Source organism: Cellulomonas sp. CW35, from assembly GCF_052378485.1.
Classification (GTDB): Bacteria; Actinomycetota; Actinomycetes; order Actinomycetales; family Cellulomonadaceae; genus Cellulomonas; species Cellulomonas uda.
In genome coordinates this window covers 1,749,803-1,772,440 of record NZ_CP199000.1, presented here as the reverse complement: position 1 = coordinate 1,772,440, position 22,638 = coordinate 1,749,803, and the positions used below count along the sequence as shown (strand labels likewise).

Annotated in this window: 22 protein-coding genes; 6 read left to right on the top strand and 16 right to left on the bottom strand. The window is 73.5% G+C overall.

Translation table 11 applies throughout. The features are described from left to right. Positions 1-6: 6 nt before the first annotated feature. The 11 genes from ACT17Q_RS08150 to ACT17Q_RS08100 form a co-directional block, all read right to left on the bottom strand. Entirely contained in the window at positions 7-1,143 is a 1,137-nt protein-coding gene (locus tag ACT17Q_RS08150) for a hypothetical protein (protein ID WP_444665328.1), read from the bottom strand. Continuing rightward, positions 1,140-2,615 (bottom strand): ribosome biogenesis GTPase Der, encoded by a 1,476-nt coding sequence (gene der, locus ACT17Q_RS08145; protein WP_444665327.1) that lies wholly within the window; start codon positions 2,613-2,615, stop codon positions 1,140-1,142. The genes ACT17Q_RS08150 and der overlap by 4 nt, the downstream gene beginning before the upstream one ends. Positions 2,616-2,706: 91 nt before the next feature. Then, a complete protein-coding gene (locus ACT17Q_RS08140; RefSeq protein ID WP_444665326.1) occupies positions 2,707-3,393 on the bottom strand; it encodes a lysophospholipid acyltransferase family protein in 687 nt (228 codons plus the stop codon). Continuing rightward, positions 3,390-4,112: a (d)CMP kinase gene (cmk, locus tag ACT17Q_RS08135; protein WP_444665325.1), complete on the bottom strand. Its 723-nt coding sequence runs from the start codon at positions 4,110-4,112 to the stop codon at positions 3,390-3,392. Before cmk ends, ACT17Q_RS08140 begins: the two co-directional genes overlap by 4 nt. After that, complete coding sequence (locus ACT17Q_RS08130) at positions 4,094-5,203, bottom strand: prephenate dehydrogenase (RefSeq protein ID WP_444665324.1); 1,110 nt, start codon at positions 5,201-5,203, stop codon at positions 4,094-4,096. The genes cmk and ACT17Q_RS08130 overlap by 19 nt, the downstream gene beginning before the upstream one ends. After that, entirely contained in the window at positions 5,200-6,129 is a 930-nt protein-coding gene (locus tag ACT17Q_RS08125; protein WP_094180052.1) for a pseudouridine synthase, read from the bottom strand. The genes ACT17Q_RS08130 and ACT17Q_RS08125 overlap by 4 nt, the downstream gene beginning before the upstream one ends. Then, a complete protein-coding gene (gene scpB / locus ACT17Q_RS08120; RefSeq protein ID WP_444665323.1) occupies positions 6,126-6,779 on the bottom strand; it encodes an SMC-Scp complex subunit ScpB in 654 nt (217 codons plus the stop codon). Before scpB ends, ACT17Q_RS08125 begins: the two co-directional genes overlap by 4 nt. After that, positions 6,776-7,756 carry a segregation and condensation protein A gene (locus ACT17Q_RS08115; RefSeq protein WP_444665322.1) on the bottom strand — a complete coding sequence of 327 codons (981 nt, stop codon included), beginning with the start codon at positions 7,754-7,756 and terminating at the stop codon, positions 6,776-6,778. The genes scpB and ACT17Q_RS08115 overlap by 4 nt, the downstream gene beginning before the upstream one ends. Beyond that, positions 7,740-8,606, bottom strand: coding sequence for a ParA family protein (locus ACT17Q_RS08110; protein ID WP_444665321.1), 867 nt, complete (start codon positions 8,604-8,606; stop codon positions 7,740-7,742). Before ACT17Q_RS08110 ends, ACT17Q_RS08115 begins: the two co-directional genes overlap by 17 nt. 136 nt (positions 8,607-8,742) lie before the next feature. Continuing rightward, a complete protein-coding gene (locus tag ACT17Q_RS08105) occupies positions 8,743-9,705 on the bottom strand; it encodes a site-specific tyrosine recombinase XerD (protein ID WP_094180054.1) in 963 nt (320 codons plus the stop codon). Positions 9,706-9,718: 13 nt separating this feature from the next. Continuing rightward, entirely contained in the window at positions 9,719-10,609 is an 891-nt protein-coding gene (locus tag ACT17Q_RS08100) for a heme o synthase (protein WP_094182168.1), read from the bottom strand. A 661-nt stretch (positions 10,610-11,270) separates the two neighbouring features. On the opposite strand from ACT17Q_RS08100, the gene tkt reads away from it, so the two are divergent. From tkt to ACT17Q_RS08070, 6 genes are all read left to right on the top strand, one after another. Then, positions 11,271-13,439: a transketolase gene (tkt, locus tag ACT17Q_RS08095; protein WP_444665320.1), complete on the top strand. Its 2,169-nt coding sequence runs from the start codon at positions 11,271-11,273 to the stop codon at positions 13,437-13,439. A gap of 120 nt (positions 13,440-13,559) precedes the next feature. Then, positions 13,560-14,690, top strand: a complete 1,131-nt coding sequence (gene tal, locus ACT17Q_RS08090) for a transaldolase (protein ID WP_444665319.1) — start codon at positions 13,560-13,562, stop codon at positions 14,688-14,690. Beyond that, positions 14,687-16,228, top strand: a complete 1,542-nt coding sequence (gene zwf, locus ACT17Q_RS08085; RefSeq protein WP_094180057.1) for a glucose-6-phosphate dehydrogenase — start codon at positions 14,687-14,689, stop codon at positions 16,226-16,228. Before tal ends, zwf begins: the two co-directional genes overlap by 4 nt. Continuing rightward, positions 16,225-17,154: a glucose-6-phosphate dehydrogenase assembly protein OpcA gene (locus ACT17Q_RS08080; RefSeq protein WP_094182169.1), complete on the top strand. Its 930-nt coding sequence runs from the start codon at positions 16,225-16,227 to the stop codon at positions 17,152-17,154. The genes zwf and ACT17Q_RS08080 overlap by 4 nt, the downstream gene beginning before the upstream one ends. After that, a complete protein-coding gene (pgl, locus tag ACT17Q_RS08075) occupies positions 17,151-17,921 on the top strand; it encodes a 6-phosphogluconolactonase (RefSeq protein ID WP_444665318.1) in 771 nt (256 codons plus the stop codon). The genes ACT17Q_RS08080 and pgl overlap by 4 nt, the downstream gene beginning before the upstream one ends. Before the next feature lie 18 nt (positions 17,922-17,939). Next, positions 17,940-18,638 carry an O-methyltransferase gene (locus ACT17Q_RS08070; RefSeq protein WP_268534238.1) on the top strand — a complete coding sequence of 233 codons (699 nt, stop codon included), beginning with the start codon at positions 17,940-17,942 and terminating at the stop codon, positions 18,636-18,638. A 28-nt stretch (positions 18,639-18,666) separates the two neighbouring features. Here ACT17Q_RS08070 and ACT17Q_RS08065 read toward each other — a convergent pair whose 3' ends face one another. The 5 genes from ACT17Q_RS08065 to gap form a co-directional block, all read right to left on the bottom strand. Then, complete coding sequence (locus ACT17Q_RS08065; protein ID WP_094180060.1) at positions 18,667-19,014, bottom strand: RNA polymerase-binding protein RbpA; 348 nt, start codon at positions 19,012-19,014, stop codon at positions 18,667-18,669. A gap of 11 nt (positions 19,015-19,025) precedes the next feature. Next, positions 19,026-19,271, bottom strand: coding sequence for a preprotein translocase subunit SecG (gene secG, locus ACT17Q_RS08060; protein WP_094182170.1), 246 nt, complete (start codon positions 19,269-19,271; stop codon positions 19,026-19,028). Between the two features lie 152 nt (positions 19,272-19,423). After that, a complete protein-coding gene (tpiA, locus tag ACT17Q_RS08055) occupies positions 19,424-20,218 on the bottom strand; it encodes a triose-phosphate isomerase (protein WP_444665317.1) in 795 nt (264 codons plus the stop codon). A gap of 3 nt (positions 20,219-20,221) precedes the next feature. Continuing rightward, complete coding sequence (locus tag ACT17Q_RS08050) at positions 20,222-21,421, bottom strand: phosphoglycerate kinase (protein WP_094180062.1); 1,200 nt, start codon at positions 21,419-21,421, stop codon at positions 20,222-20,224. 120 nt (positions 21,422-21,541) lie between these two features. Beyond that, the gene (gene gap / locus ACT17Q_RS08045; RefSeq protein WP_094180063.1) at positions 21,542-22,546 is read right to left on the bottom strand and encodes a type I glyceraldehyde-3-phosphate dehydrogenase; all 1,005 of its coding nucleotides are present in this window, start codon (positions 22,544-22,546) and stop codon (positions 21,542-21,544) included. Positions 22,547-22,638 lie beyond the last annotated feature (92 nt).

Genomic DNA, 22,638 nt, shown 5'->3' with positions numbered 1-22,638 from the left:
GACAGCCTACCGTACGCGCGCGGGTGCCCCGTCTCCCGTCCCACGTGTCCCACCCGTGCCGCCGTCGCCGGCGCCGTCCGCGCCCCCGTGCTCCCGCTCGCGCAGCACGTCGAGCTCGGCGGCGACGAGCCCGAGCAGGACGACGTCGAGCGCGAGCCCGGCGTAGCCCACCCACTCCTCGATGCGCAGGAGTGCCACCTGCGTGATCAGCAGGCTCACGAGCACGGCGCGACGGAACCAGGTGAACGCGCGCTCGCGGTCGTCGGCCAGGAGCCCGGCGACGCACGCCGCCGTCGTGGCCGCACCACCGGCCAGCAGCGCCCCGACGACCCACCCGGCGGTCCCGCCGTCACGCGCGAGCCACAGGCCGCGCGCGACGCCGAGGAGCGCCGTCCCGGCGATGGTCACGACGGCCACGCGCGGCACCCACGCCGCGCTCACGAGGCGTCGCGACAGCCGGACGACGCCGTGCGACACGGCGGCGACCGGGTCGGGCAGCTCGCTGCCGTCCGGGCGGACGGTCGCGACGAGCGCGGCGGCCTCGTCGTGGCCCGGAACGCCCTGCGCGGCCCCCAGGAGGTCCTGCGCGTGCTCCCGCACGCGTGGTGAGAACCCGCCCGCGACGCCGGCCACGGCCTGGTCGACGGCTGCCGCGAGCCGCTCCGACGGGACGGCGCGGCGACGGCCGGTGAGCACCTCGCCGACGAGGGCGAGCGCCACGACCGAGACGTACACGAGCATCGCGGTCGGCCCGTAGAAGTAGTCGTAGTCCTCCGTGACGAACTTCCCGATCTCGTCCACGAACAGCCCGAACCCGATCCCGCCGACCAGCACGACGAGGGGCCGCACCACCGGGCCGATGAACGACAGCGCCAGCAGGACCGCGAGACCGAGCAGCAGCCCGCCCCACAGCACGTGGGACACGTGCAGCCCGGGACCCCCGACCTGCGGGAAGCCCGTGGCGGCGAGGGCGCCGCGCGTGACCAGGACGGTGAGCACCGTCACGACGAGGAACGCGGTGACGTGCCGGGACGCGTGCGGGTCGCGAGGCAGCCCCCACCGCAGGAGCAGGCCGCGCGGCCCGCGGGCCCGCCAGGGCGCGCCCTGCGACGTCGCCCCGGTCGCTCCGCCGCCCGAGGTCACCGCTTGCGCTTCTCCCGCACGCGGACGGAGATCGTGATGGGCGTGCCCTCGAACCCGAACGTCTCGCGCAGGCGGCGCTCGATGTACCGGCGGTAGCCCGGGTCGAGGAACCCGGTGGTGAAGACGACGAACCGCGGCGGGCGCGTGGACGCCTGCGTCGCGAACAGGATGCGGGGCTGCTTGCCGCCGCGCAGCGGGTGCGGGTGCGCCGCGACGAGCTCACCGAGGAACGCGTTGAGCCTGCCGGTCGGGATGCGCATGTCCCATGAGTCGAGCGCCGTCTCGAGGGCGGGCACCAGGCGCTCGGCGTGCCAGCCGGTCTTCGCCGAGATGTTGACCCGCGGCGCCCACGTGACCTGCACGAGCTCCTTCTCGATCTCGCGCTCGAGGTAGGGCCGGCGGTCCTCGTCCATGAGGTCCCACTTGTTGTACGCGATCACCAGTGCGCGGCCCGCGTCGATGACCTGCTGCACGACGCGCGTGTCCTGCTCGGTCATCGGCTGCGACGCGTCGAGCAGGACGACCGCGACCTCGGCCTTCTCGATCGCGGCCTGCGTGCGCAGGCTCGCGTAGAAGTCCGCGCCCGTCGTCTGGTGCACGCGGCGGCGGATGCCGGCGGTGTCGACGAACACCCACGGCACGCCCTTGAGCTCGATCAGCTCGTCGACCGGGTCGCGCGTGGTGCCGGCGACGTCGTCCACGACGACGCGCTCGGCGCCGGCGACCTTGTTGAGCAGCGACGACTTGCCCACGTTCGGACGCCCGACGAGCGCGACGCGGCGCGGGCCGGTGGGGCGGAGCACACCGTGCGCGGACGTCTCCGGGAGCGCGTCGAGGATCGCGTCGAGCAGGTCGCCCGTACCGCGGCCGTGCAGCGCGGAGACGGGGTGCGGCTCACCGAGCCCGAGGCTCCACAGGACGGCGGCGTCGGCCTCCGCGGCCGGCCCGTCGACCTTGTTGGCGCACAGGACCACGGGCTTGCCCGAGCGGCGCAGGAGCCGCACGACCTGCTCGTCGGTGTCCGTGGAACCCACCGTGGCGTCGACGACGAACACCACCGCGTCCGCCAGCGCGATCGCGACCTCCGCCTGCTCGGCGACGCGCTTGTCGATCCCGGCGACGTCGACCTCCCAGCCGCCCGTGTCGACGAGCGTGAACCGCCGCCCCGACCACTCCGCCGGGTAACTCACCCGGTCGCGCGTGACGCCGGGCTTGTCCTCGACGACGGCCTCGCGGCGGCCGAGGATGCGGTTGACGAGCGTCGACTTGCCCACGTTCGGGCGCCCGACGATCGCGAGGACCGGCAGGGGCGCCTCGGCACCGGCGCCGTCCTCGTCGTCCCCGTCGTGCTGCAGGAGCGCGAGGTCGTCGTCCTCGAGCTCGTACTCCGCCAGACCCGCCCGCAGCGCGCGCTCACGCTCGGCGTCCCCGGCCTCGTCGGGCAGGACGAACTCGACCTCAGGCTCACTCATGGTGCCCATTGTCCCTGACGAACGCCCTGGACCCGACCCCGGACCGCCGTCGGGCAGGGAGTCGTCGCGCACACCCCCGGTCGCGAGCCCCTCAGGGGGCCTCGGCGGACAGCGGTGCGTCGGCCGGCAGCGTGAGGCCGGTCGCCTCCACGGTCGCGGCCACGTGCAGCGCGAGCGCGTCCCGGATCCGCTCGTTGGCCTCGATCATCGCCTGCCGGCCCGACACGCGGGGCGCCCGCTCGACCACGACCGGCTCCCCGAACGCGACGACGAGGCGTCGGCGCACCCGCGGCAGGTGGTTGACGCCCTGCCCGGTACGCCTCGTGCCCAGCACGGCGACCGGCACGACGGGTGCGTTGCCGTTCAGGGCGAGCCACGTGATGCCCGCGCGCGCGTCCGCCGCGTCACCCTTGCCGCGGCTGCCCTCGGGGAAGATCCCGACGACTCCCCCACGCTTGAGCACCTCGAGGCCCGCCCCGAGCGCGGTGCGGGCGTTGTCCCGGTCGACCGGGATCTGGTCCAGCGCGCGCAGGAGCGCACCCAGCGCGCCGGAGAACATCTCCTGCTTGATGAGCATGTGCACGGGCCGTGGCGAAGCGCCCACGAGCACGGGTCCGTCGATCACGCCCGTGTGGTTCGCGGCGAGCAGCACCGGACCCGTCGTCGGCACGCGGTGCGCGCCGAGCACCCGGGTCGCCCACACGCCGTGCGCGATGACCCGCCCCAGGGCGTGACCGGCCCGCACGCCCGCCGTCGGTCGCCCGCGCTCCTCGCTCATGCGCGCTGCCCGCCGACCTGCTCGACGACCGCGAGCACGGCGGCCACGGTCTGCTCGAAGTCCAGGTCGGACGAGTCGACCGTCACGACCCCGTCCGCCGCGACGTGGAACTGCACGACCGTCGAGTCGTCCGCGTCGCGACGCAGCACCTGGTCGCGCGTCGCGTCGACCGATGCCGCGTCGTCGGAGCCGTGCACGTCACGTGCTCTCCGCGCGAGCCGGGCCTCCTCGGACGCCGTCAGCAGCACACGCACGTCGGCGTCGGGCGCGACCACCGTGGTGATGTCGCGGCCCTCCGCGACGATGCCGCGGCCGTGCGAGAAGGACGACGCGTCGGCCTGCTCCGCGATCGCGGCACGCTGCCGACGGCGGAGCTCGTCGCGCACGTCGAGGTTCGTCGCGACCGCGCTCACCGCGGCCGAGATGCGTGTCTCGCGGATCGCGTCGTCCACGGACGTCCCGTCGACGACGACGTGCGGCGCGTCCGGGTCCACGTCCTGGTCGAGCGGCAGGTCACGCACGGCCTGCGCCACGGCGGCCCGGTCGTCGAGCGCGACGCCGGTGTGCAGGCACCACCACGTCGCGGCGCGGTACATCGCACCGGTGTCGAGGTACGCGAGCCCCAGACGCCGGGCGACCTCCCGCGACACGCTCGACTTCCCGGACCCCGAGGGCCCGTCCACGGCGACGACGAGCGCGCTCACACCACCAGCCTCCATCCACGTTCCGCCAGCTCCCACTCGAGCTTGGTCGCACTGCCCGGCAGCACCGAGATGACCGCCATGCCGACCTGCCGGCCGGCCGCGTGCTCGAGGCGCAGGTCCTCGAGGTTGACCCCGGTCTCGCCGACCTCCGAGAGCAGCCGCGCGAGCTCGCCGGGCGAGTCGGGCACGAGCACCGTGACCTCCTCGTAGGCGCGCTGCGCGCCACCGTGCTTGCCGGGGATCCGGGCGACTCCCTCGTTGCCCGCCGCGATCGCGCGCGCGATCGTCACGAGCACGCCCGTGCCCACCGTCTCGGGGCCCGTGGCCGAGTCCGCCTGCGCGAGCGCGGTGATGACCGCGTCCAGGTCCGTGCGCAGCGACTCGAGGATCGGGCGGACCGCCGCGGAGTTCGCGGCCAGGATCGACGTCCACAGCTCCGGGTCGGACGCCGCGATGCGCGTGACGTCCCGCAGGCCCTGCCCGGCGAGCCCGAGCGCTGCGTCGTCGACCTCCACGAGCCGCGCCGCGACCAGCGACGCGACCACCTGCGGCACGTGCGAGACCGCGGCGACCGCCGCGTCGTGCGCGTCGGCGGCCATCGTGACCGGCACCGCGCCCAGGTCCACCGCCAGCGCACGCACGGCGAGCACCGCGTCGGGCGACGACTCGGCGGACTCTGCGATCACCCAGGGCCGCCCGAGGAACAGGTCCGGCACCGCCGCCGAGGGGCCCGAGCGTTCCCGGCCCGCCATCGGGTGCGACCCGACGTACCGGTCGAGCGGCACACCGTGCTCGCGCAGCTCCGCGAGCACGTGCCCCTTGACCGACGCGACGTCGGTCACGACCGCGTGAGGGTACGCCTCGAGCTGGCGGCGCACCACGCCCGCCGTGACGTCAGGGGGCGCCGCGACGACGACCAGCGCCGGCTCGTCGTCGTCCGGGCTCGCGGGGCGACCGGCACCCACGTCGCGTGCCAGCGCGACCGCGGTGCGCGACGGGTCCTCGAGGCGCACGTCCACGCCCTCCGCGCGCAGTCGCAGGCCCACGGACGCGCCGATCAGCCCGGCGCCGACGACGAGGACGGGGCCGCGGGTCGCGGCCGTCACATCCCCGCCTGGGACATCAGCGATCCCAGCTCGACCTGCGACAGCACACGCGTGCGGCCCTGCTTGAGGTCGCCCAGGCGGATCGGGCCGATGCGCGTGCGGACGAGCTTGGTGACGGGGTGCCCGACCTCCTCCAGCATCCGACGCACGATCCGGTTGCGGCCCTCGTGGATCACGATCTCCACGAGCGACAGGTGCGGCAGCGCCTGGACGATCGTGACCTTGTCGGCCTTCGCGGGGCCGTCGTCGAGCTCCACGCCGCGCTGCAGGCGCGTGGCGGTCGCGGGCGTCACGCGGCCCTGGACCTCGGCGAGGTACGTCTTGGCCACGCCGTGCGACGGGTGCGACAGGTGGTTCGCGAGCTCGCCGTCGCTCGTGAGCAGCAGCAGGCCCTCGGTGTCGGCATCGAGCCGACCGACGTGGAACAGCCGCTCGGAGCGGTCCCGCACGAACTGCGCGACCGAGGGGCGACCCTGCTCGTCGTGCATCGTCGACACGACACCCTTGGGCTTGTTGAGTGCGATCGTGACGTGCGACGTGTCGAGCTGCACGCGCAGCCCGTCGACGAGGACGACGGCGCTCTTCGGGTCGACGCGCACCCCGAGCTCCATGACCACCTGCCCGTCGACCTCGACCCGGCCCGACGTGATGAGCGTCTCGCACGCGCGTCGCGAGCCGAGGCCGGCGGCGGCGAGCAGCTTCTGCAGGCGCACGCCCTCCGGGTCGTGCACGTCGATGGTCACCGGGGCGGGGGCGCGGCGCGCAGCCTGCGGGCGGTTCGGGCGGGAGGCGCCGGACTTCCCGCGCGACGCACCGCCCGCGGCCTGCCCGCGGTGCGGCTTCTTGCCACCGCTCGGGGCACCGCCGCGCGAGGCGCCCGGTCGTCCGGGTCGTCCGCCGTCCGAGCGGCGAGGCTGGGGGGTCATGAAGGTCCTCCGATCGTGGCGCCGGTGTCGTCGACGCCCTCGAGGGCGTCGATCTCCGGCAGGTAAGGCGCGAGCGGGGGCAGCTCGTCCAGGCTGGACAGGCCCATCCGCTCCAAGAAGTATCCCGTGGTCCCGTACAGGAGCGCACCGCTCGTCGGCTCGGTGCCCACCTCGACGACGAGCCCGCGTGCCGTGAGCGTGCGCATCACGCCGTCCACGTTCACCCCGCGCACGGCCGAGACCTGCCCGCGGGTCACCGGTTGACGGTACGCCACGACCGCGAGCGTCTCGAGCGCCGCCTGTGTGAGACGCGCGGACTGGCCGTCCAGGACGAACCGGCCGACGACGTCCGCGTACGCGGGTGCGGAGTAGATGCGCCAGCCCTCCCCCGCGTGCCGCAGCTCGAACCCTCGGGGGCGCCCGCCGCGCTCGCCGCGGTACTCGGCGGCGAGCTCCGCCGCCAGCTCCTCGACGCGCGTGGTGGGCAGCGCGAGCACGCTCGCGAGCCGGACCGTCGCGATCGGCTCGTCGGCCACCATGAGGACGGCCTCGAGCGCAGCGGTCGCGCCGCCCGGCAGCTCGTCGACGTCCACCTGCGCCGCATCGGGCGTCGCAGCCCGGGCGCCCGCCTCGTCGTCGTGCACGCTCATGCGTCCTCCCGGTCGTGCGTGTCGTGCGTGTCGTCCGTGTCGTGCGTATCGGGTCCGTCGGGCGGTCCGTCGCCCGCGGTCGGTGCCGGACCGTCCTCCTGGTCGAAGTCGTCGGACACCGTGACGTCGCCCTCGGCCGCCCCGGTCCACCGGACGGTCAGCTCGCCGAGCGGGCTCACCTGGTCGAAGCCCACGGCACCCTCACGGAACAGCTCCAGCAGCGCGAGGAAGCGGGTGACCACGACGATCGTCGACCCCGCGTCCGCCACGAGCGCACGGAACGAGGCCGAACCGTGGTGCCGCAGGCGGTCGACGAGCACCGCGGCCTGCTCGCGCACCGAGACGGGCGGCGCGTGCAGGTGGCTGATGTCCACGCCGGGCGGCGGCGGCTGCGGTGTCAGGGCCTTCGCGGCGAGGGCCGCGAGCTGGTCCGGACCGACCTGCCACACGAGCTCCGGCAGCAGCGCGGCGAGGTGCGGCTCGAGCGCGACCGTACGCGGGAACCGCCGGCCCTCGGTGCCCCACCGGCGCGCCAGGTCCGCGGCGACCTGCTTGTACGCGCGGTACTGCAGCAGCCGTGCGAACAGCAGGTCACGCGCCTCGAGCAGCTCGAGGTCCTCCGCGTCCTCGACGTCGGCCGACGGCAGCAGCCGCGCGGCCTTGAGGTCGAGCAGGGTCGCCGCGACCACCAGGAACTCCGAGGCGCGGTTGAGGTCCCACGCCGCCTCCGCCGCCCGGATGTACGCGATGAACTCGTCCGTCACGCGCGCGAGCGCGACCTCCGTGATGTCGAGCTTGTGCTTCGCGATGAGCCCCAGCAGCAGGTCGAACGGACCGCTGAAGTTGTCGAGGTGCACCTCGAAGCCGGCGGTGCCGGCGGGAGAGCCCTCCGCCGCGGTGCCGGGCCCCGGCAACCGCTCCTCGGTCGTGCGGGTGTCCGCGTCGCCGCCGGGCGCGGCCTCAGGCGGCGTCGCCACGGGCGACGAGCTCGCGCGCGAGCTGCCGGTAGGCCGCGGCGCCCGAGTGCGTCGGTGCGTACGTCGTGATCGGCTCGGCGGCCACGGTCGCGTCGGGGAACTTCACCGTGCGCCCGATGACCGTCTGCAGCAGCGTGTCGCCGAACGCCTCGTGGACGCGTGCGACGACCTCGCGGGCGTGCAGCGTGCGGGAGTCGTACATCGTGGCGAGGATGCCGTCGACCTCGAGGCGGGGGTTGAGCCGGTCGCGCACCTTCTCGATCGTCTCGATGAGCAGGGCCACGCCGCGCAGCGCGAAGAACTCGCACTCGAGCGGGATGAGCACGCCGTGCGCGGCGGTCAGGGCGTTGACCGTGAGCAGGCCCAGCGAGGGCTGGCAGTCGATGAGCACGACGTCGTAGTCGTCCAGCACCGGGCGCAGCGCACGCGAGAGGACCGACTCGCGGGCCACCTCGCCGACGAGCTGGACCTCGGCGGCCGACAGGTCGATGTTCGCGGGCAGCAGGTCGAGCCCGGGGGTCGCGGTGTGCCGCAGGACGTCCGCGACCTGCGCGTCACGCTCCATGAGCAGGTTGTAGACCGTGAGGTCGAGCTCGTGCGGGCTCACGCCGAGGCCGACCGACGCCGCGCCCTGCGGGTCGAAGTCGACGATGAGCACGCGTCGGCCGTACTCGGCGAGCGCCGCGGCCAGGTTGATGGTGGTCGTCGTCTTGCCGACGCCGCCCTTCTGGTTGCACATCGCGATGACGCGGGCAGGTCCGTGCGAGGCGAGCGCCGTCGGCTCCGGGAAGTGCGGGAGCGGACGCCCGACGGCGTCGACCTGGTCCTGCGTCGTCTCGCTGGTCACCACGACGGACAACCTACCGGAGGCGACGCCCCCCGGCGTCGGTACCGCGCCGTTCGACATGCCGTTCGGCATGCCGTCCGACGTGCCGTCCGAGGCACCGTCCGAGGTGGCGTCCCGCACGACGTCCCGGTGCCACCTCTCAGCGCGCCCGAGGATGGCTGAGCTGGTACACCTCGCGCAGCGTGTCCGGCGTCACCAGCGTGTAGATCTGCGTCGTCGTGACGGACGCGTGCCCCAGCAGCTCCTGCACCACGCGCACGTCCGCACCACCCTGCAGCAGGTGCGTCGCGAACGAGTGCCGCAGCGTGTGCGGCGACAGGTGAGCGGCGGTGCCGTCCGCGCCGACGAGCCCCGCGCGCTCGGCGGCCGTGCGCAACGCCGCCCACGCCGACTGCCGGGAGAGCCGTGCGCCCCGGGTGTTGAGGAACACGGCGGGCGTCCCGCGCCCGTGCGCGGCGAGCACGGGCCGGCCGCGCACGAGGTACGCCTCCACGGCCTCGAGCGCGAACGACCCGAGCGGGACCACCCGCTCCTTGGCGCCCTTGCCGAACAGGCGGACAGACGCGCGGCCGGGGGTGGCGTCCACGTCGTCGACGTCCAGCCCCACCGCCTCGGAGATCCGCGCGCCCGTCGCGTACAGCAGCTCGAGCAGCGCGCGGTCGCGCAGCGCGGTCGGCCCGTCGCCGAGCCCTGCGGCGTCGATCAGCCGCCCCACCTCCTCGACCGTGATGGCCTTGGGCAGGCGGCGCGGCTGCGCGGGCGGGCGCACGGCACGGGCCGCGTCGCTCGTCGTGACGCCGTCCCGCACCCAGAACCGGTGCCAGCCGCGCACCGCGACCACGGCACGCGCGGCCGACGAGGCGGACAGCGCGCTGCCCCCGTCGGCGCCCGTCCGCAGGGCCGCCAGGAAGTCCTCGACGTCCTGCTCGACGACGTCGTCGGGCGTCGCGCGGCCACGGGACTCGAGGTACGCGACGTACCGGCCGAGGTCGCGGCGGTACGCCGACGTGGTGTTGCGGGACAGCCCGCGCTCCACGGTCAGGTGCGCGAGGTAGTCCTCGAGCGCGCGCGCGAGCGGCGAGCGCGAGACGTCGTCCGCCACCGCGCGCCCGACGTCACAGGGGCAGGAACACGTCGACCGACACCGCGACCGACAGGAGGGTGAGGTAGGTGATCGAGGCGTGGAAAACGCTCATCGCGCGCAGCTTGCCGCGCGCCGGGTCCTGCGCGCGCCGCAGCAGACCGATGCACGAGACGAGGAACCAGACGCCCAGCGCCGTCGCGACGACCGCGTACACCCAGGTCATGCCCGCGGCGGGGACCAGCAGCAGCGAGCACCCGATCATCGCGAGCGTGTAGCCGATCATCTCGCGCGCGACCTTCGCGTCCTTCGCGACGACGGGCAGCATCGGCACGCCGGCGGCCGCGTAGTCCTTGCGGAACTTCATCGACAGCGGCCAGTAGTGCGGCGGCGTCCAGAAGAAGATCACACCGAACAGCAGCACCGCCGGCCAGCCGACCCCACCGGTGACGGCCGACCAGCCGATCAGCACCGGCATGCACCCGGCCGCGCCACCCCACACGATGTTCTGCGGCGTGCGGCGCTTGAGGATCATCGTGTAGCCGACGACGTAGATGAGGATCGCGCCCGCGGTGAGCATCGACGACACCGGGTTCACCAGCAGCCACAGCCACACCAGGCTGACCACGCCGAGCACGAGCCCGAACGTGAGCGCCGCGGCGGGGCTGATCTCGCCCGTCGCCGTCGGACGACGACGGGTCCGGTTCATGACCTGGTCGATGTCACGGTCGATGTAGCAGTTGAGGACGTTGGCGGACCCCGCCGCGGCCGCACCGCCGACGAGCGTCGCGACGACGAGCCCGAGGCTCGGCCAGCCGCCCTGCGCGAGGATCATCGTGGGGATCGTCGTGACCAGCAGCAGCTCGACGACGCGCGGCTTGGTCAACGTCACGTACGGGCCGACGACCGCACCGACGCGACCCAGCGGGCCGCGGCGCCGCGCCGCGGTCGCCTCACCATCGGCGCCACCCTCGGGCCGGTCCTCGGCGCGGGGACCGGGGCGGCCGCCGCGCGCCGTCGCGCCGGGAACCGTCGCCCCGGGCGTCGTCGTGCCGTGCGCGCCGCGCGCGCCCGTCAGGGACGCGGCGTCGACCGACCGGTCGTCGACGGACGAGGGGCTCGTAAGGCGCACGCGGGACGGTTCCGTTCGTGTCGTGCCGGCCGGGCGGCGCGGCCCGTCGTCGGGTCCGCGCGCGCGTCGTGCCGGTCGGGGTGTCGGGGATCTGACGTCGCCTCGCCATGCTACGCCCCGGGGCAGGACGAAAGCCCCTCGGACGGGGGCCGCGCGTCGTGTGAGATGGGTCGCTCGTCGCACAGGCACTCCCACGGGGCTGTGAGAGTGGCCGGAGACTGGTCACGACCGCGACCCCCGCGCGCGTGCGCTATAGGCTCGAGCGGCGAGCCGAAGTCCGTCCGGGAGTTCCGTCACGTCCCGGCCCGTCCCCCGCGGACGGACCGACGACGAGGACGGCACCGGGCCAGCCACGGACGAGGACGCGACCCGGGACCAGCCCGGGACGCGCGCGGCGAGCAAGCACGCAAGTCGGAAACGTCACCCGGCTCCCCCCGGGTGGGAATGAGGTGCGGTGAACGCGAAGGCTCCCCTGGCGCAGACGGTCGGCTGGACCGACCTGGACGTGAAGGCCGTGGACACGGTGCGCGTCCTGGCCGCTGACGCCGTCGAGAAGGTGGGCAACGGCCACCCGGGGACGGCGATCAGCCTGGCCCCCGTGGCGTACCTGCTCTACCAGAACGTGCTGCGGCACGACCCGAAGGACACCCACTGGCTGGGCCGGGACCGGTTCGTGCTGTCGGCGGGCCACTCGTGCCTGACCCAGTACATCCAGCTCTACCTCGGCGGGTTCGGCCTCGAGCTCGAGGACCTGCAGGCGCTGCGCACCTGGGGCTCGAAGACGCCCGGCCACCCCGAGTACAAGCACACGGCGGGCGTCGAGATCACCACCGGCCCGCTCGGCCAGGGTCTCGCGTCGGCGGTCGGCTTCGCGATGGCGCAGCGGCGCGAGCGCCACCTCCTCGACCCGGACGCCGCGCCGGGCACGAGCCCGTTCGACCACTTCACGTACGTGATCGCGTCCGACGGCGACCTGCAGGAGGGCGTGACCAGCGAGGCGTCGTCCATCGCGGGCACGCAGGAGCTCGGCAACCTCGTCGTGCTGTGGGACGACAACCACATCTCGATCGAGGGCGACACGCAGATCGCGTTCACCGAGGACGTCCTGGCGCGCTACGAGGCGTACGGCTGGCACGTCCAGTTCGTCGACTGGACCGCCGGCGGCGAGTACCGCGAGGACGTCGACGCGCTGCACGCGGCGATCGAGGCGGCCAAGGCCGTCACCGACAAGCCGTCGTTCATCGGCATCCGCACGCTCATCGCGTGGCCGACGCCGGGCAAGACCGACGACCACTCGTCGCACGGCTCGAAGCTCGGCTCGGACTCCATCCGCGGCCTCAAGGAGCTGCTCGGCTTCGACCCCGACCAGACGTTCGAGGTCGCCGACGACGTGCTCGCGCACACGCGCTCGCTCGCGGACCGGGCGGCGCAGGCGCGCGCCGCGTGGCAGGAGTCGTTCGACGCGTGGGCCGCCGACAACCCCGAGCGCAAGGCGCTCCTGGACCGCCTGGTCGCCCACGAGCTGCCCGCGGACTGGGAGTCCTCGCTGCCCGTGTTCCCGGCGGGCAAGGCCGTCGCGACCCGCGCCGCGTCGGGTGAGGTGCTGTCGGCCGTCGCCGACGCGCTGCCCGAGCTGTGGGGCGGCTCGGCCGACCTCGCGGGCTCGAACAACACGACGATGAAGGGCCAGCCGTCCTTCATCCCGGCCAAGCGCTCGACCCACGAGTTCGCGGGCGACGAGGGCGGCCGCACGCTGCACTTCGGCATCCGTGAGCACGGCATGGGCGCGATCCTGTCCGGCATCACGCTGCACGGCCTGACGCGCGCGTATGGCGGCACGTTCCTGCAGTTCGCGGACTACATGCGCGGTTCCGTGCGCCTCGCGGCGCTCATGGGCGTGCCGTCGGTGTACGTGTGGACGCACGACTCCATCGGCCTCGGCGAGGACGGCCCGACGCACCAGCCGGTCGAGCACCTCACCGCGCTGCGCGCGATCCCCGGCCTCGCCGTGGTCCGCCCGGCGGACGCGAACGAGACAGCGCAGGCATGGAAGGCCGTGCTCGAGCACCGCGACGGCCCGGTCGGCCTCATCCTCACGCGCCAGAACGTCCCGACGTTCCCGCGCGGCGAGGAGGGCTTCGCCGGCGCCGAGGGCGTCGCCAAGGGCGCGTACGTCCTGCTCGAGGCGAGCACCGGCTCCCCCGAGGTGATCCTGATCGGCACGGGCTCCGAGGTGCAGCTCGCGGTCGAGGCGCGCGAGGTCCTCGAGGCTGCCGGCGTCCCGACGCGCGTCGTCTCGGCACCGTCGCTCGAGTGGTTCGCGGCGCAGGACGACGAGTACCGCGAGTCGGTGCTGCCGTCGGCCGTCCGCGCCCGCGTCTCGGTCGAGGCGGGCATCGCGCTGTCGTGGCACAAGATCGTCGGCGACGCGGGCCGCACGGTGTCGCTCGAGCACTTCGGTGCCTCGGCGGACTACCAGACGCTGTACCGCGAGTTCGGCATCACGACCGAGGCCGTGGTCGCGGCGGCGCACGAGTCCATCGCCGCGGCGCGGGGCGACGCGGCGCCGTCGGCGACCGCGGCGACCCCGACGGCCACCGGCACGGGCGACCAGCAGGGCTGACCCGAGCGGCGGCGGGGCGCCCTCCAGCAGGCGCCCCGCCGCCCGCCCGGTCAGGATGACCGAGAGGCCTCGCGGCTCAGCCGCGCGCAGCCGTCCGGCTGCATGAGGGAAGGAACGACCATGGCACCGAGCGGACCCCTCGCACGGCTCACCGGGGCGGGAGTCGCCGTCTGGCTCGACGACCTGTCGCGCGAGCGCCTGCGGTCCGGCAACCTCGCCGCTCTCGTCGAGCGCGGCGTGGTGGGCGTGACGACGAACCCCACGATCTTCGCCGCCGCGATCAGCCAGGGCGACGCGTACGACGAGCAGCTGCGTGCGCTCGCCGCGCAGGGCGCGGACGTCGACCAGGCCGTCTTCGCGATCACCACGGACGACGTGCGGGCCGCGGCCGACGTGCTGCGCCCGGTGTACGACGCCACCGGCGGCCAGGACGGGCGCGTCTCGATCGAGGTCGACCCCCGGCTCGCGCACGACACCGCGGCCACGGTCGCGTCCGCGAAGGCGCTGTGGGTCGCCGTGGACCGGCCGAACGTCTTCATCAAGATCCCCGCCACGCTCGAGGGGCTGCCGGCGATCACCGCCGTGCTCGCCGAGGGCATCAGCGTCAACGTCACGCTGATCTTCTCGCTGCAGCGCTACGCCGCGGTCCTCGACGCGTTCCAGGACGGGCTCGAGCAGGCGCGCGCGAACGGGCACGACCTCGCGCCGGTCGCCTCGGTCGCGTCGTTCTTCGTCTCGCGCGTCGACGCCGCGGTGGACCCGCGCCTCGACGCGCTCGGCACCCCCGAGGCCGCCGAGCTGCGCGGCAAGGCGGCGATCGCGAACGCGCGGCTCGCCTACGGCATCTACGAGGAGGTCGTCGCGTCCGACCGGTGGCAGGCGCTCGCCGCGGCCGGCGCGCACCCGCAGCGCCCGCTGTGGGCGTCGACCGGCGTCAAGGACCCGGCCTACCCCGACACGCTGTACGTCGACGAGCTCGTGGTCGCGGGCGTCGTCAACACCATGCCGGAGAAGACGCTGGACGCCGTGGCCGACCACGGCGGCGACGGCCACGACACCGTGACCGGCACGCAGGCCGACGCGGCCGCGCTGCTCGACCGGCTCGTCGCGCTCGGCATCGACATCGACGACGTCGCGCACGAGCTCGAGGTCGAGGGTGTCGCCAAGTTCGAGGCGAGCTGGGAACAGCTCCTCGCGAAGGTCGCCGAGGGTCTCGGCCAGGCTGCCGACCGCGCGGCGGACGCCTCGTGAGCCTGGCGAAGGTCGCGCAGGGGACGAACCCCCTGCGCGACCCGCGCGACCGCCGCCTGCCGCGCATCGCGGGCCCGTGCGGCCTCGTGATCTTCGGCGTCACGGGCGACCTGGCGCGCAAGAAGCTCATGCCGGCGGTGTACGACCTGACGAACCGTGGCCTGCTCCCCCCGGGGTTCGCGCTCACGGGCTTCGCCCGCCGCGACTGGGAGACGCAGGACTTCGCGCAGATCGTGCACGACTCGGTCAAGGAGCACGCGCGCACCCCGTTCCGTGAGGCGACGTGGCGCCAGCTCTCCGAGGGCATCCGGTTCGTGCAGGGCACGTTCGACGACGCCGCCGCGTTCGACCGGCTGCGGACCACCGTCGAGGAGCTCGACGTGTCCCGCGGCACGGGTGGCAACCACGCGTTCTACCTGTCGGTGCCGCCGTCCTCGTTCCCGATCGTGTGCGAGCAGCTGTCGCGGTCCGGCCTGTCGCAGCCGCAGGAGGGCCGCTGGCGCCGCGTCGTGATCGAGAAGCCGTTCGGGCACGACCTCGCCAGCGCACGCGAGCTGCAGGAGATCGTCTCGTCGGTGTTCCGACCGGACGATATCTTCCGGATCGACCACTACCTCGGCAAGGAGACGGTCCAGAACCTGCTGGCGCTGCGCTTCGCGAACCAGCTGTTCGAGCCGATCTGGAACGCGAACTACGTCGACCACGTGCAGATCACGATGGCCGAGGACATCGGCATCGGCGGACGCGCGGGCTACTACGACGGCATCGGGGCCGCTCGCGACGTCATCCAGAACCACCTGCTGCAGCTCCTCGCGCTCACCGCGATGGAGGAGCCCGTCTCGTTCGACGCGACCGCGCTGCGGGCCGAGAAGGAGAAGGTGCTCTCGGCCGTGCGCGTGCCCCGCGACATCGGCCGGCACACGGCCCGCGGTCAGTACACCGCGGGCTGGCAGGGCGGCGAGCAGGTCGTCGGCTTCCTCGAGGAGGAGGGCTTCAACCCGCACTCGACGACGGAGACGTACGCCGCGATCCGCGTCGACATCGACACCCGTCGCTGGGCGGGCGTGCCGTTCTACCTGCGCACCGGCAAGCGGCTCGGCAAGCGCGTCACGGAGATCGCGGTCGTCTTCAAGAAGGCGCCGCACCTGCCGTTCGAGTCGACCGCCACCGAGGAGCTCGGCAAGAACGCCCTGGTCATCCGCGTGCAGCCCGACGAGGGTGTCACGCTGCGGTTCGGTGCCAAGGTCCCGGGCACGCAGATGGAGGTCCGTGACGTCACGATGGACTTCGGCTACGGGCACGCGTTCACCGAGGCGTCGCCCGAGGCGTACGAGCGGCTGATCCTCGACGTCCTGCTGGGCGACCCGCCGCTGTTCCCGCAGAACACCGAGGTCGAGCTCTCCTGGAAGATCCTCGACCCGATCATCGAGTACTGGGCGCGCCACGGGAAGCCGGACGGCTACCGGGCGGGCACGTGGGGACCGGCCTCGGCCGACGAGATGATGGCGCGCGACGGGCGCCAGTGGAGGCTGCCGTGATCATCGACATGCCGGGCACGACGACGCGCGCGGTCGCCAAGCGTCTGCTCACCGAGCGCGACGAAGGCGGTGCGGTCGCCCTCGGGCGCGTGCTGACGCTCGTCGTGGACACGGGCGACCACGACCCCGAGCACGCGATCGCCGCCGCGAACGACGCGAGCCGCGAGCACCCCTGCCGCGTCATCCTCATCACGTCGCAGCGTGCGGGCGCCGCGCCGTCCGAGGTGGGCCTCGACGCCCAGATCCGCCTCGGCGGCGACGCGGGTGCGAGCGAGGTCATCATCCTGCGGCCGACGGGCGAGGTTGCCGAGCACCTCGACACGCTCGTCATGCCGCTGCTGCTGCCGGACGCGCCCATCGTCGCCTGGTGGCCGTACGAGCCGCCCGAGGTGCCCTCCGAGCACCCGCTCGGGCGCATGGCCCAGCGGCGCATCACCGACTCCGTCCGCTCGTCGGACCCCGGTCGGTGGCTGCGGACGCTCGCCGACTCCTACCGCGAGGGCGACACCGACCTCGCGTGGACGCGCGCGACCCTGTGGCGCGGTCTCATCGCCGCGACGCTCGAGCAGCCGCCGTTCGAGCCGGTGCGTCGCGCGGTCGTCTCGGGGCAGACGACGCACACGTCGGTCGACATGGTCGCGGCCTGGCTCGCGCACGCGCTGCGCTGCCCGGTCGAGGTCGAGCGGATCGACGACGCCCCCGCGATCATCCAGGTCCGGCTCGAGCGGGCGTCCGGGGACATCGTGCTCGACCGGCCCGACGGCAAGACGGCCGCGCTGCGACAGCCCGAGCAGCCCGAGCACCGCATCGCGCTGCCGATCCGTCACCTGCGCGAGTGCCTCGCGGAGGAGCTGCGCCGTCTCGACCCCGACGAGGTCTACGGCGACGTGCTCACCAAGGGCCTGCCGAAGATCCCGGCCGCATGACCACGCCACGCGAGGTCGTCGTCCACCCCGACGCGGAGGTGCTCGCGCAGGCCACCGCGGCACGGTTGCTGGTCGCGCTCGTCGACGCCCAGTCGCACCGCGCTCCCCTGCACGTCGTGCTCACCGGCGGGACCGTGGGGATCCGCACGCTCGCCGCCGCGGCCACCTCCCCCGTGCGCGACGCCGTCGACTGGTCGCAGGTGCACGTCTGGTGGGGGGACGAGCGGTTCCTGCCCGAGGGCGACCGCGACCGCAACGAGACGCAGGCGCGCGACGCGCTGCTGACCGCCCTCGCCGACGCGCTGCCGGCCGAGAACGTCCACGCCGTCCCCGCGCTCGACACGCTCGTGACCACGCCCGAGGCGGCCGCGGAGGCGTACGCGACCGAGCTCGCGCGGTTCGCGTCCGACCACGCGGACGTCCCGGCGTTCGACGTGCTGCTCCTCGGCATGGGTCCCGACGGGCACGTCGCGTCCCTGTTCCCCGGCCACCCGGCGCTCGGGGCGCTCGGCGCGACGACCGGGGTGCACGGGTCACCCAAGCCGCCGCCGCTGCGGGTCTCGCTCACGTTCGACGCCATCCGCACGGCCCGCCAGGTGTGGGTCGTCGCCGCGGGCTCCGAGAAGGCGGACGCCGTCGCGTCCGCGCTCGCGTCGGCCCCCGTCGAGACCACCCCTGCCGCGGGTGCGCTCGGCACCGAGCGCACGCTGTGGCTCGTCGACGCGGCAGCCGCCGCCGGGCTGCCCGGAGGAGCGACCACCGCCTGACCGCACGAGGGAGCGCACATGACCGGCCGACCGACCCAGGACGCCCCACAGGGCCAGGACGCGCTGTGGTCCCGCGTCGACGAGTACTTCGCCGTGCTGACGCCGGAGGACGACGCGCTCGTCGACACGCGGACCAGGGCGGAGGCGGCCGGTCTGCCGGACATCGCGGTCGCGCCCAACCAGGGCAAGCTGCTGCACCTGCTCGCGACGCTCACGGGCGCCCGCCGGGTGCTGGAGATCGGCACTCTCGGTGGGTACAGCACGCTCTGGCTCGCGCGGGCGCTGCCGCCCGACGGCCGGGTCGTCACGCTCGAGCTCGAGCAGCACCACGCCGACGTCGCGCGGTCGTCGCTGGACGCCGCGGGCGTCGGTGAGCAGGTCGAGGTCCTCGTCGGCCCGGCCGCCGACGCACTGGTCGCCCTCGCGGGACGCGACGTCGAGCCGTTCGACCTCGTGTTCGTCGACGCGGACAAGCAGCAGCTCGCGCTCTACCTCGAGCGCATCCTGCCCCTGGTCCGGCCCGGCGCGCTCGTCGTGGTCGACAACGTCGTGCGTCTCGGTGCCGTCGTCGACCCGGACCACCCCGACGACCGCGTGCAGGGGGTCCGGCGCATGGTCGACCTGCTCGCCGACCACCCGCGGTTCGACGCGACCGTCGTCCAGACCGTCGGGGTCAAGGGGTACGACGGCTTCGCGCTCCTGCGCGTGCTGCCCTGAGCGCGTGCTGCCCTGAGCGCGTTCCGGCTCAGCCGCCGCGCCGGGCTCGCAGCGCGGCCAGCGCCTCGTCGAGGATGGCGGCGCCGTCCTCGTCGGACCGACGCTCCTTCACGTACGCGAGGTGCGTCTTGTAGGGCTCGTTGCGGACCGGGGCCGGCGGGTTCTCCTGGTCCTGCCCGGCGGGGAAACCGCAGCGCGGGCAGTCCCACGTGACGGGGGCCTCCTCGGCCGCCTCCTCCGCGAAGCTCGGGCGGGTCTCGTGCCCGTTCGCGCACCAGTAGGAGATCCAGATGCGCGGAGCCGCGTCCCCGCGCTCCGCCTCGCCCATCGGGCCGGCGCCGACGCGGGAGCCCCGGATCGCGTTACCGCTCGCCATGGTCGCCCGCCTCAGCCGTCGTAGCGCTCGATGAGGCCCAGCACCACGATGACCGCGGTCCACACGAGCGCGACCCCGATGGTGATCCGGTTGAGGTTGCGCTCGGCCACACCGGAGCTGCCGGCGCTGGACGTGATGCCACCGCCGAACATGTCGGACAGGCCACCGCCCTTGCCCTTGTGGAGGAGCACCAGCGGAACGAGGAGCAGGCTGGTCAGGACCAGCAGCGCCTGCATCGAGATCTTCAGGGCGGTCACGTCGGTGTCGATCCTCACTAGCGGTCCGGTCGCCCGCGCCAGGAGTGCGGGCCGGGGTACAGGGTAGGCGACGAGTCGCCCGGGAAGCCACATCCGACGCCCCGGTGCGCGCGTCCGTGAGACGGCAGCACCGGGGCGTCGTGCGGGTCAGGTCAGAGACCGACCGCGTGGGACTGGTAGCGCACGATCTTCGCGAACTCCTCCGGGTCGAGGCTCGCACCACCGACGAGCGCGCCGTCGACGTCCGGCTTCGCCATGATCGACGCGACGTTCGACGACTTCACCGAACCGCCGTAGAGCACGCGGACGGCCTCGGCCGTCTCCGCGTCGTACAGCTCGGCGACCCGCCGGCGGATCGCCCCGGCCAGCTCCTGCGCGTCCTCGGGGGTCGCGGTCTCGCCGGTGCCGATGGCCCAGACGGGCTCGTACGCCACGACGACCTCGCGCACCTGCTCGGCGGTCAGACCCTCGAGATCGCCGTCGAGCTGCGCGAGCGTCACCTGGACGTGCTCACCGGCCTTGCGCGACTCGAGCTTCTCGCCGACGCACAGGATCGGCTTGAGGCCGCCGGCCAGGGCGTTCTTGACCTTCGCGTTGACGAGCGCGTCGTCCTCCGCGTGGTACTCGCGGCGCTCCGAGTGGCCGATCACCGCGTAGGTGACGCCCAGCTTCGTGAGGAACGCGGGCGCGATCTCGCCCGTGTACGCGCCCGAGGTGTGCGCCGACACGTCCTGCGCGCCGTACACGATCTCGAGCTTGTCCGCGTCGACGAGCGTCTGCACGCTGCGCAGGTCGGTGAACGGCGGGATGACCGCGACCTCGACCGTGGCGTAGTCGTGCTTGCCGTCCTTGAGCGTCCACGCGAGCTTCTGGAGCGTGTGGACCGCCTCGTGGTGGTCCAGGTTCATCTTCCAGTTGCCCGCCATGAGCGGGGTGCGCTGAGCCATGCGTCAGTCCTCCAGGACGGCGATGCCGGGGAGGGTCTTGCCCTCCAGGAACTCCAGGCTCGCGCCGCCACCGGTGGAGATGTGGCCGAACCCGGACTCGTCGAAGCCGAGCGTGCGCACGGCCGCGGCCGAGTCACCGCCGCCGACGATGGTGAACGCGCCTGCCGTGCCGGCGTCGATGAGCGCCTGTGCGACGGCCTTGGTGCCGCCGGCGAACGCCTCGAACTCGAACACGCCCGCAGGGCCGTTCCAGACGACCGTCTTGGCGTCGACGATCTTCGACGCGAACAGCTTCTCCGACTCGGGGCCGATGTCGAGGCCGATCTTGCCGTCGGGGATCTGGTCCGCCGGGACGACCGCGACCGGGGTGTCCGCGGCGAACGAGTCGCCCACGCGGATGTCGACCGGCAGGACGATCTCGACGCCGTCCTTCTCGGCCTGCGCGAGGTAGCCCTTGACCGTGTCGATCTGGTCGGCCTCGAGCAGCGACGATCCCACCGAGTAGCCCTTGGCCGCGAGGAACGTGAACAGCATGCCGCCACCGATCACGAGGCGGTCGGCCTTGCCGAGCAGGTTCGAGATGACGCCGAGCTTGTCCGACACCTTCGAGCCGCCGAGCACGACGACGTAGGGGCGCGCCGGGTCGTCGGTCGCCTTGCGCAGCGACGAGACCTCGTTGAGCACGAGCTTGCCAACCGCGTGCGGCAGCTTGAGCGCGACGTCGTACACCGACGCCTGCTTGCGGTGCACCACGCCGAAGCCGTCCGAGACGAACGCGTCGGCCAGGGCGGCGAGGTCGTCGGCGAGCGCCGCGCGCTCCGCGTCGTCCTTGCTCGTCTCGCGCGGGTCGAAGCGGATGTTCTCGAGCAGGGCGATCTCGCCGTCCTGCAGCGCCGCGACGGTCGCCCGGGCGGACTCGCCGACGGTGTCCTCGGCGAGGGCGACGGGCTTGCCGAGCAGCTCGCCGAGGCGCGCCGCGACGGGCGCGAGCGAGTACTTGGCCTCGGGCGCGCCCTTCGGGCGGCCCAGGTGCGCGGTCACGACGACGCGCGCACCGGCGTCGAGCAGCGCCGTCAGCGTGGGCAGCGCGGCCCGGATGCGGCCGTCGTCGGTGATGGTCGTGCCGTCGAGCGGCACGTTGAAGTCGGAACGGACGAGCACGCGCTTGCCGCGCAGGTCGCCGAGGTCCTCGATGGTCTTCATGGCTCCTACCAGGGGTACCGGGTGGACAGGGGTCACAACGACAGCGTCCGCGTGCGCCGAGGCCGTGGCCGGGGCGCACGCGGACGCATGTGCTGTGGTGCTACGGGTGCCGCAGGGGCGTCAGAGACGCTCGCCCACGTACGACGTCAGCGCGACGAGCGAGTTGGAGTAGCCCCACTCGTTGTCGTACCAGGAGACGACCTTGACCAGGTCGCCCGACACCTTGGTGAGCTTCGAGTCGAAGATGCTCTGGTGCGGGTCGGTGACGATGTCGCTCGAGACGATCTCGTCCTCGACGTAGGACAGCACGCCCTTGAGGGGGCCCTCGGCGGCGGCCTTGACCGCGGCGTTGACCTCCTCGACCGTGACCTCGCGCGAGGCGGTGAAGGTCAGGTCCGTGGCCGAGCCGGTGATCGTCGGCACGCGCAGCGCGTAGCCGTCGAGCTTGCCCTTGAGCTCCGGGAGCACGAGGGCGACGGCCTTGGCCGCACCGGTCGAGGTCGGGACGATGTTCTGCGCGGCGGCGCGAGCGCGACGCAGGTCGCGGTGCGGGCCGTCCTGCAGGTTCTGGTCACCCGTGTAGGCGTGGATCGTGGTCATGAGGCCACGCTCGATGCCGATCGAGTCGTTGAGCGCCTTCGCCAGCGGGGCGAGGCAGTTCGTCGTGCACGACGCGTTCGAGATGATGTGCTGCGTCGCCGGGTCGTACAGCTCGTGGTTCACGCCGACGACGAACGTGCCGTCCTCGTTCTTGGCGGGAGCCGAGATGATGACCTTCTTGGCGCCGGCGTCGATGTGCGCCTTGGCCTTGGTCGCGTCGGTGAAGAAGCCCGTCGACTCGATGACGATGTCCGCACCCAGCTCGCCCCAGGGGAGGTCGGCGGGGTTGCGCTCGGCGAGCGCACGGATCTTCTTGCCGTCGACGATGATGTTGTCGTCGTCGAAGTCCACGCTCAGGGGGAAGCGGCCGAGCACCGTGTCGTACTTCAGCAGGTGCGCGAGCGTCTTGTTGTCCGTGAGGTCGTTGACACCCACGATCTCGATGTCCGCGCCGGACGCGATGATGGCCCGGTAGAAGTTCCGACCGATGCGGCCGAAGCCGTTGATGCCGACCTTGATGGTCACGTGCCCTCCTCGGCAGCGCCGACGGGGTCGGCGCACAATGTGGTGGTGGGTTCCCGCACGCCGATGTGCGTGCCTCACGCCCGCGACCGCCG

Coding starts and splice junctions, on each gene's coding strand:
- tpiA (WP_444665317.1), bottom strand. CDS start 20,218: ATGGCTCAGCGCACCCCGCTCATGGCGGGCAACTGGAAGATGAACCTG.
- ACT17Q_RS08140 (WP_444665326.1), bottom strand. CDS start 3,393: ATGAGCGAGGAGCGCGGGCGACCGACGGCGGGCGTGCGGGCCGGTCAC.
- tal (WP_444665319.1), top strand. CDS start 13,560: ATGGCACCGAGCGGACCCCTCGCACGGCTCACCGGGGCGGGAGTCGCC.
- pgl (WP_444665318.1), top strand. CDS start 17,151: ATGACCACGCCACGCGAGGTCGTCGTCCACCCCGACGCGGAGGTGCTC.
- cmk (WP_444665325.1), bottom strand. CDS start 4,112: ATGGAGGCTGGTGGTGTGAGCGCGCTCGTCGTCGCCGTGGACGGGCCC.
- ACT17Q_RS08065 (WP_094180060.1), bottom strand. CDS start 19,014: ATGGCGAGCGGTAACGCGATCCGGGGCTCCCGCGTCGGCGCCGGCCCG.
- der (WP_444665327.1), bottom strand. CDS start 2,615: ATGAGTGAGCCTGAGGTCGAGTTCGTCCTGCCCGACGAGGCCGGGGAC.
- scpB (WP_444665323.1), bottom strand. CDS start 6,779: ATGAGCGTGCACGACGACGAGGCGGGCGCCCGGGCTGCGACGCCCGAT.
- ACT17Q_RS08070 (WP_268534238.1), top strand. CDS start 17,940: ATGACCGGCCGACCGACCCAGGACGCCCCACAGGGCCAGGACGCGCTG.
- ACT17Q_RS08050 (WP_094180062.1), bottom strand. CDS start 21,421: ATGAAGACCATCGAGGACCTCGGCGACCTGCGCGGCAAGCGCGTGCTC.
- ACT17Q_RS08125 (WP_094180052.1), bottom strand. CDS start 6,129: ATGACCCCCCAGCCTCGCCGCTCGGACGGCGGACGACCCGGACGACCG.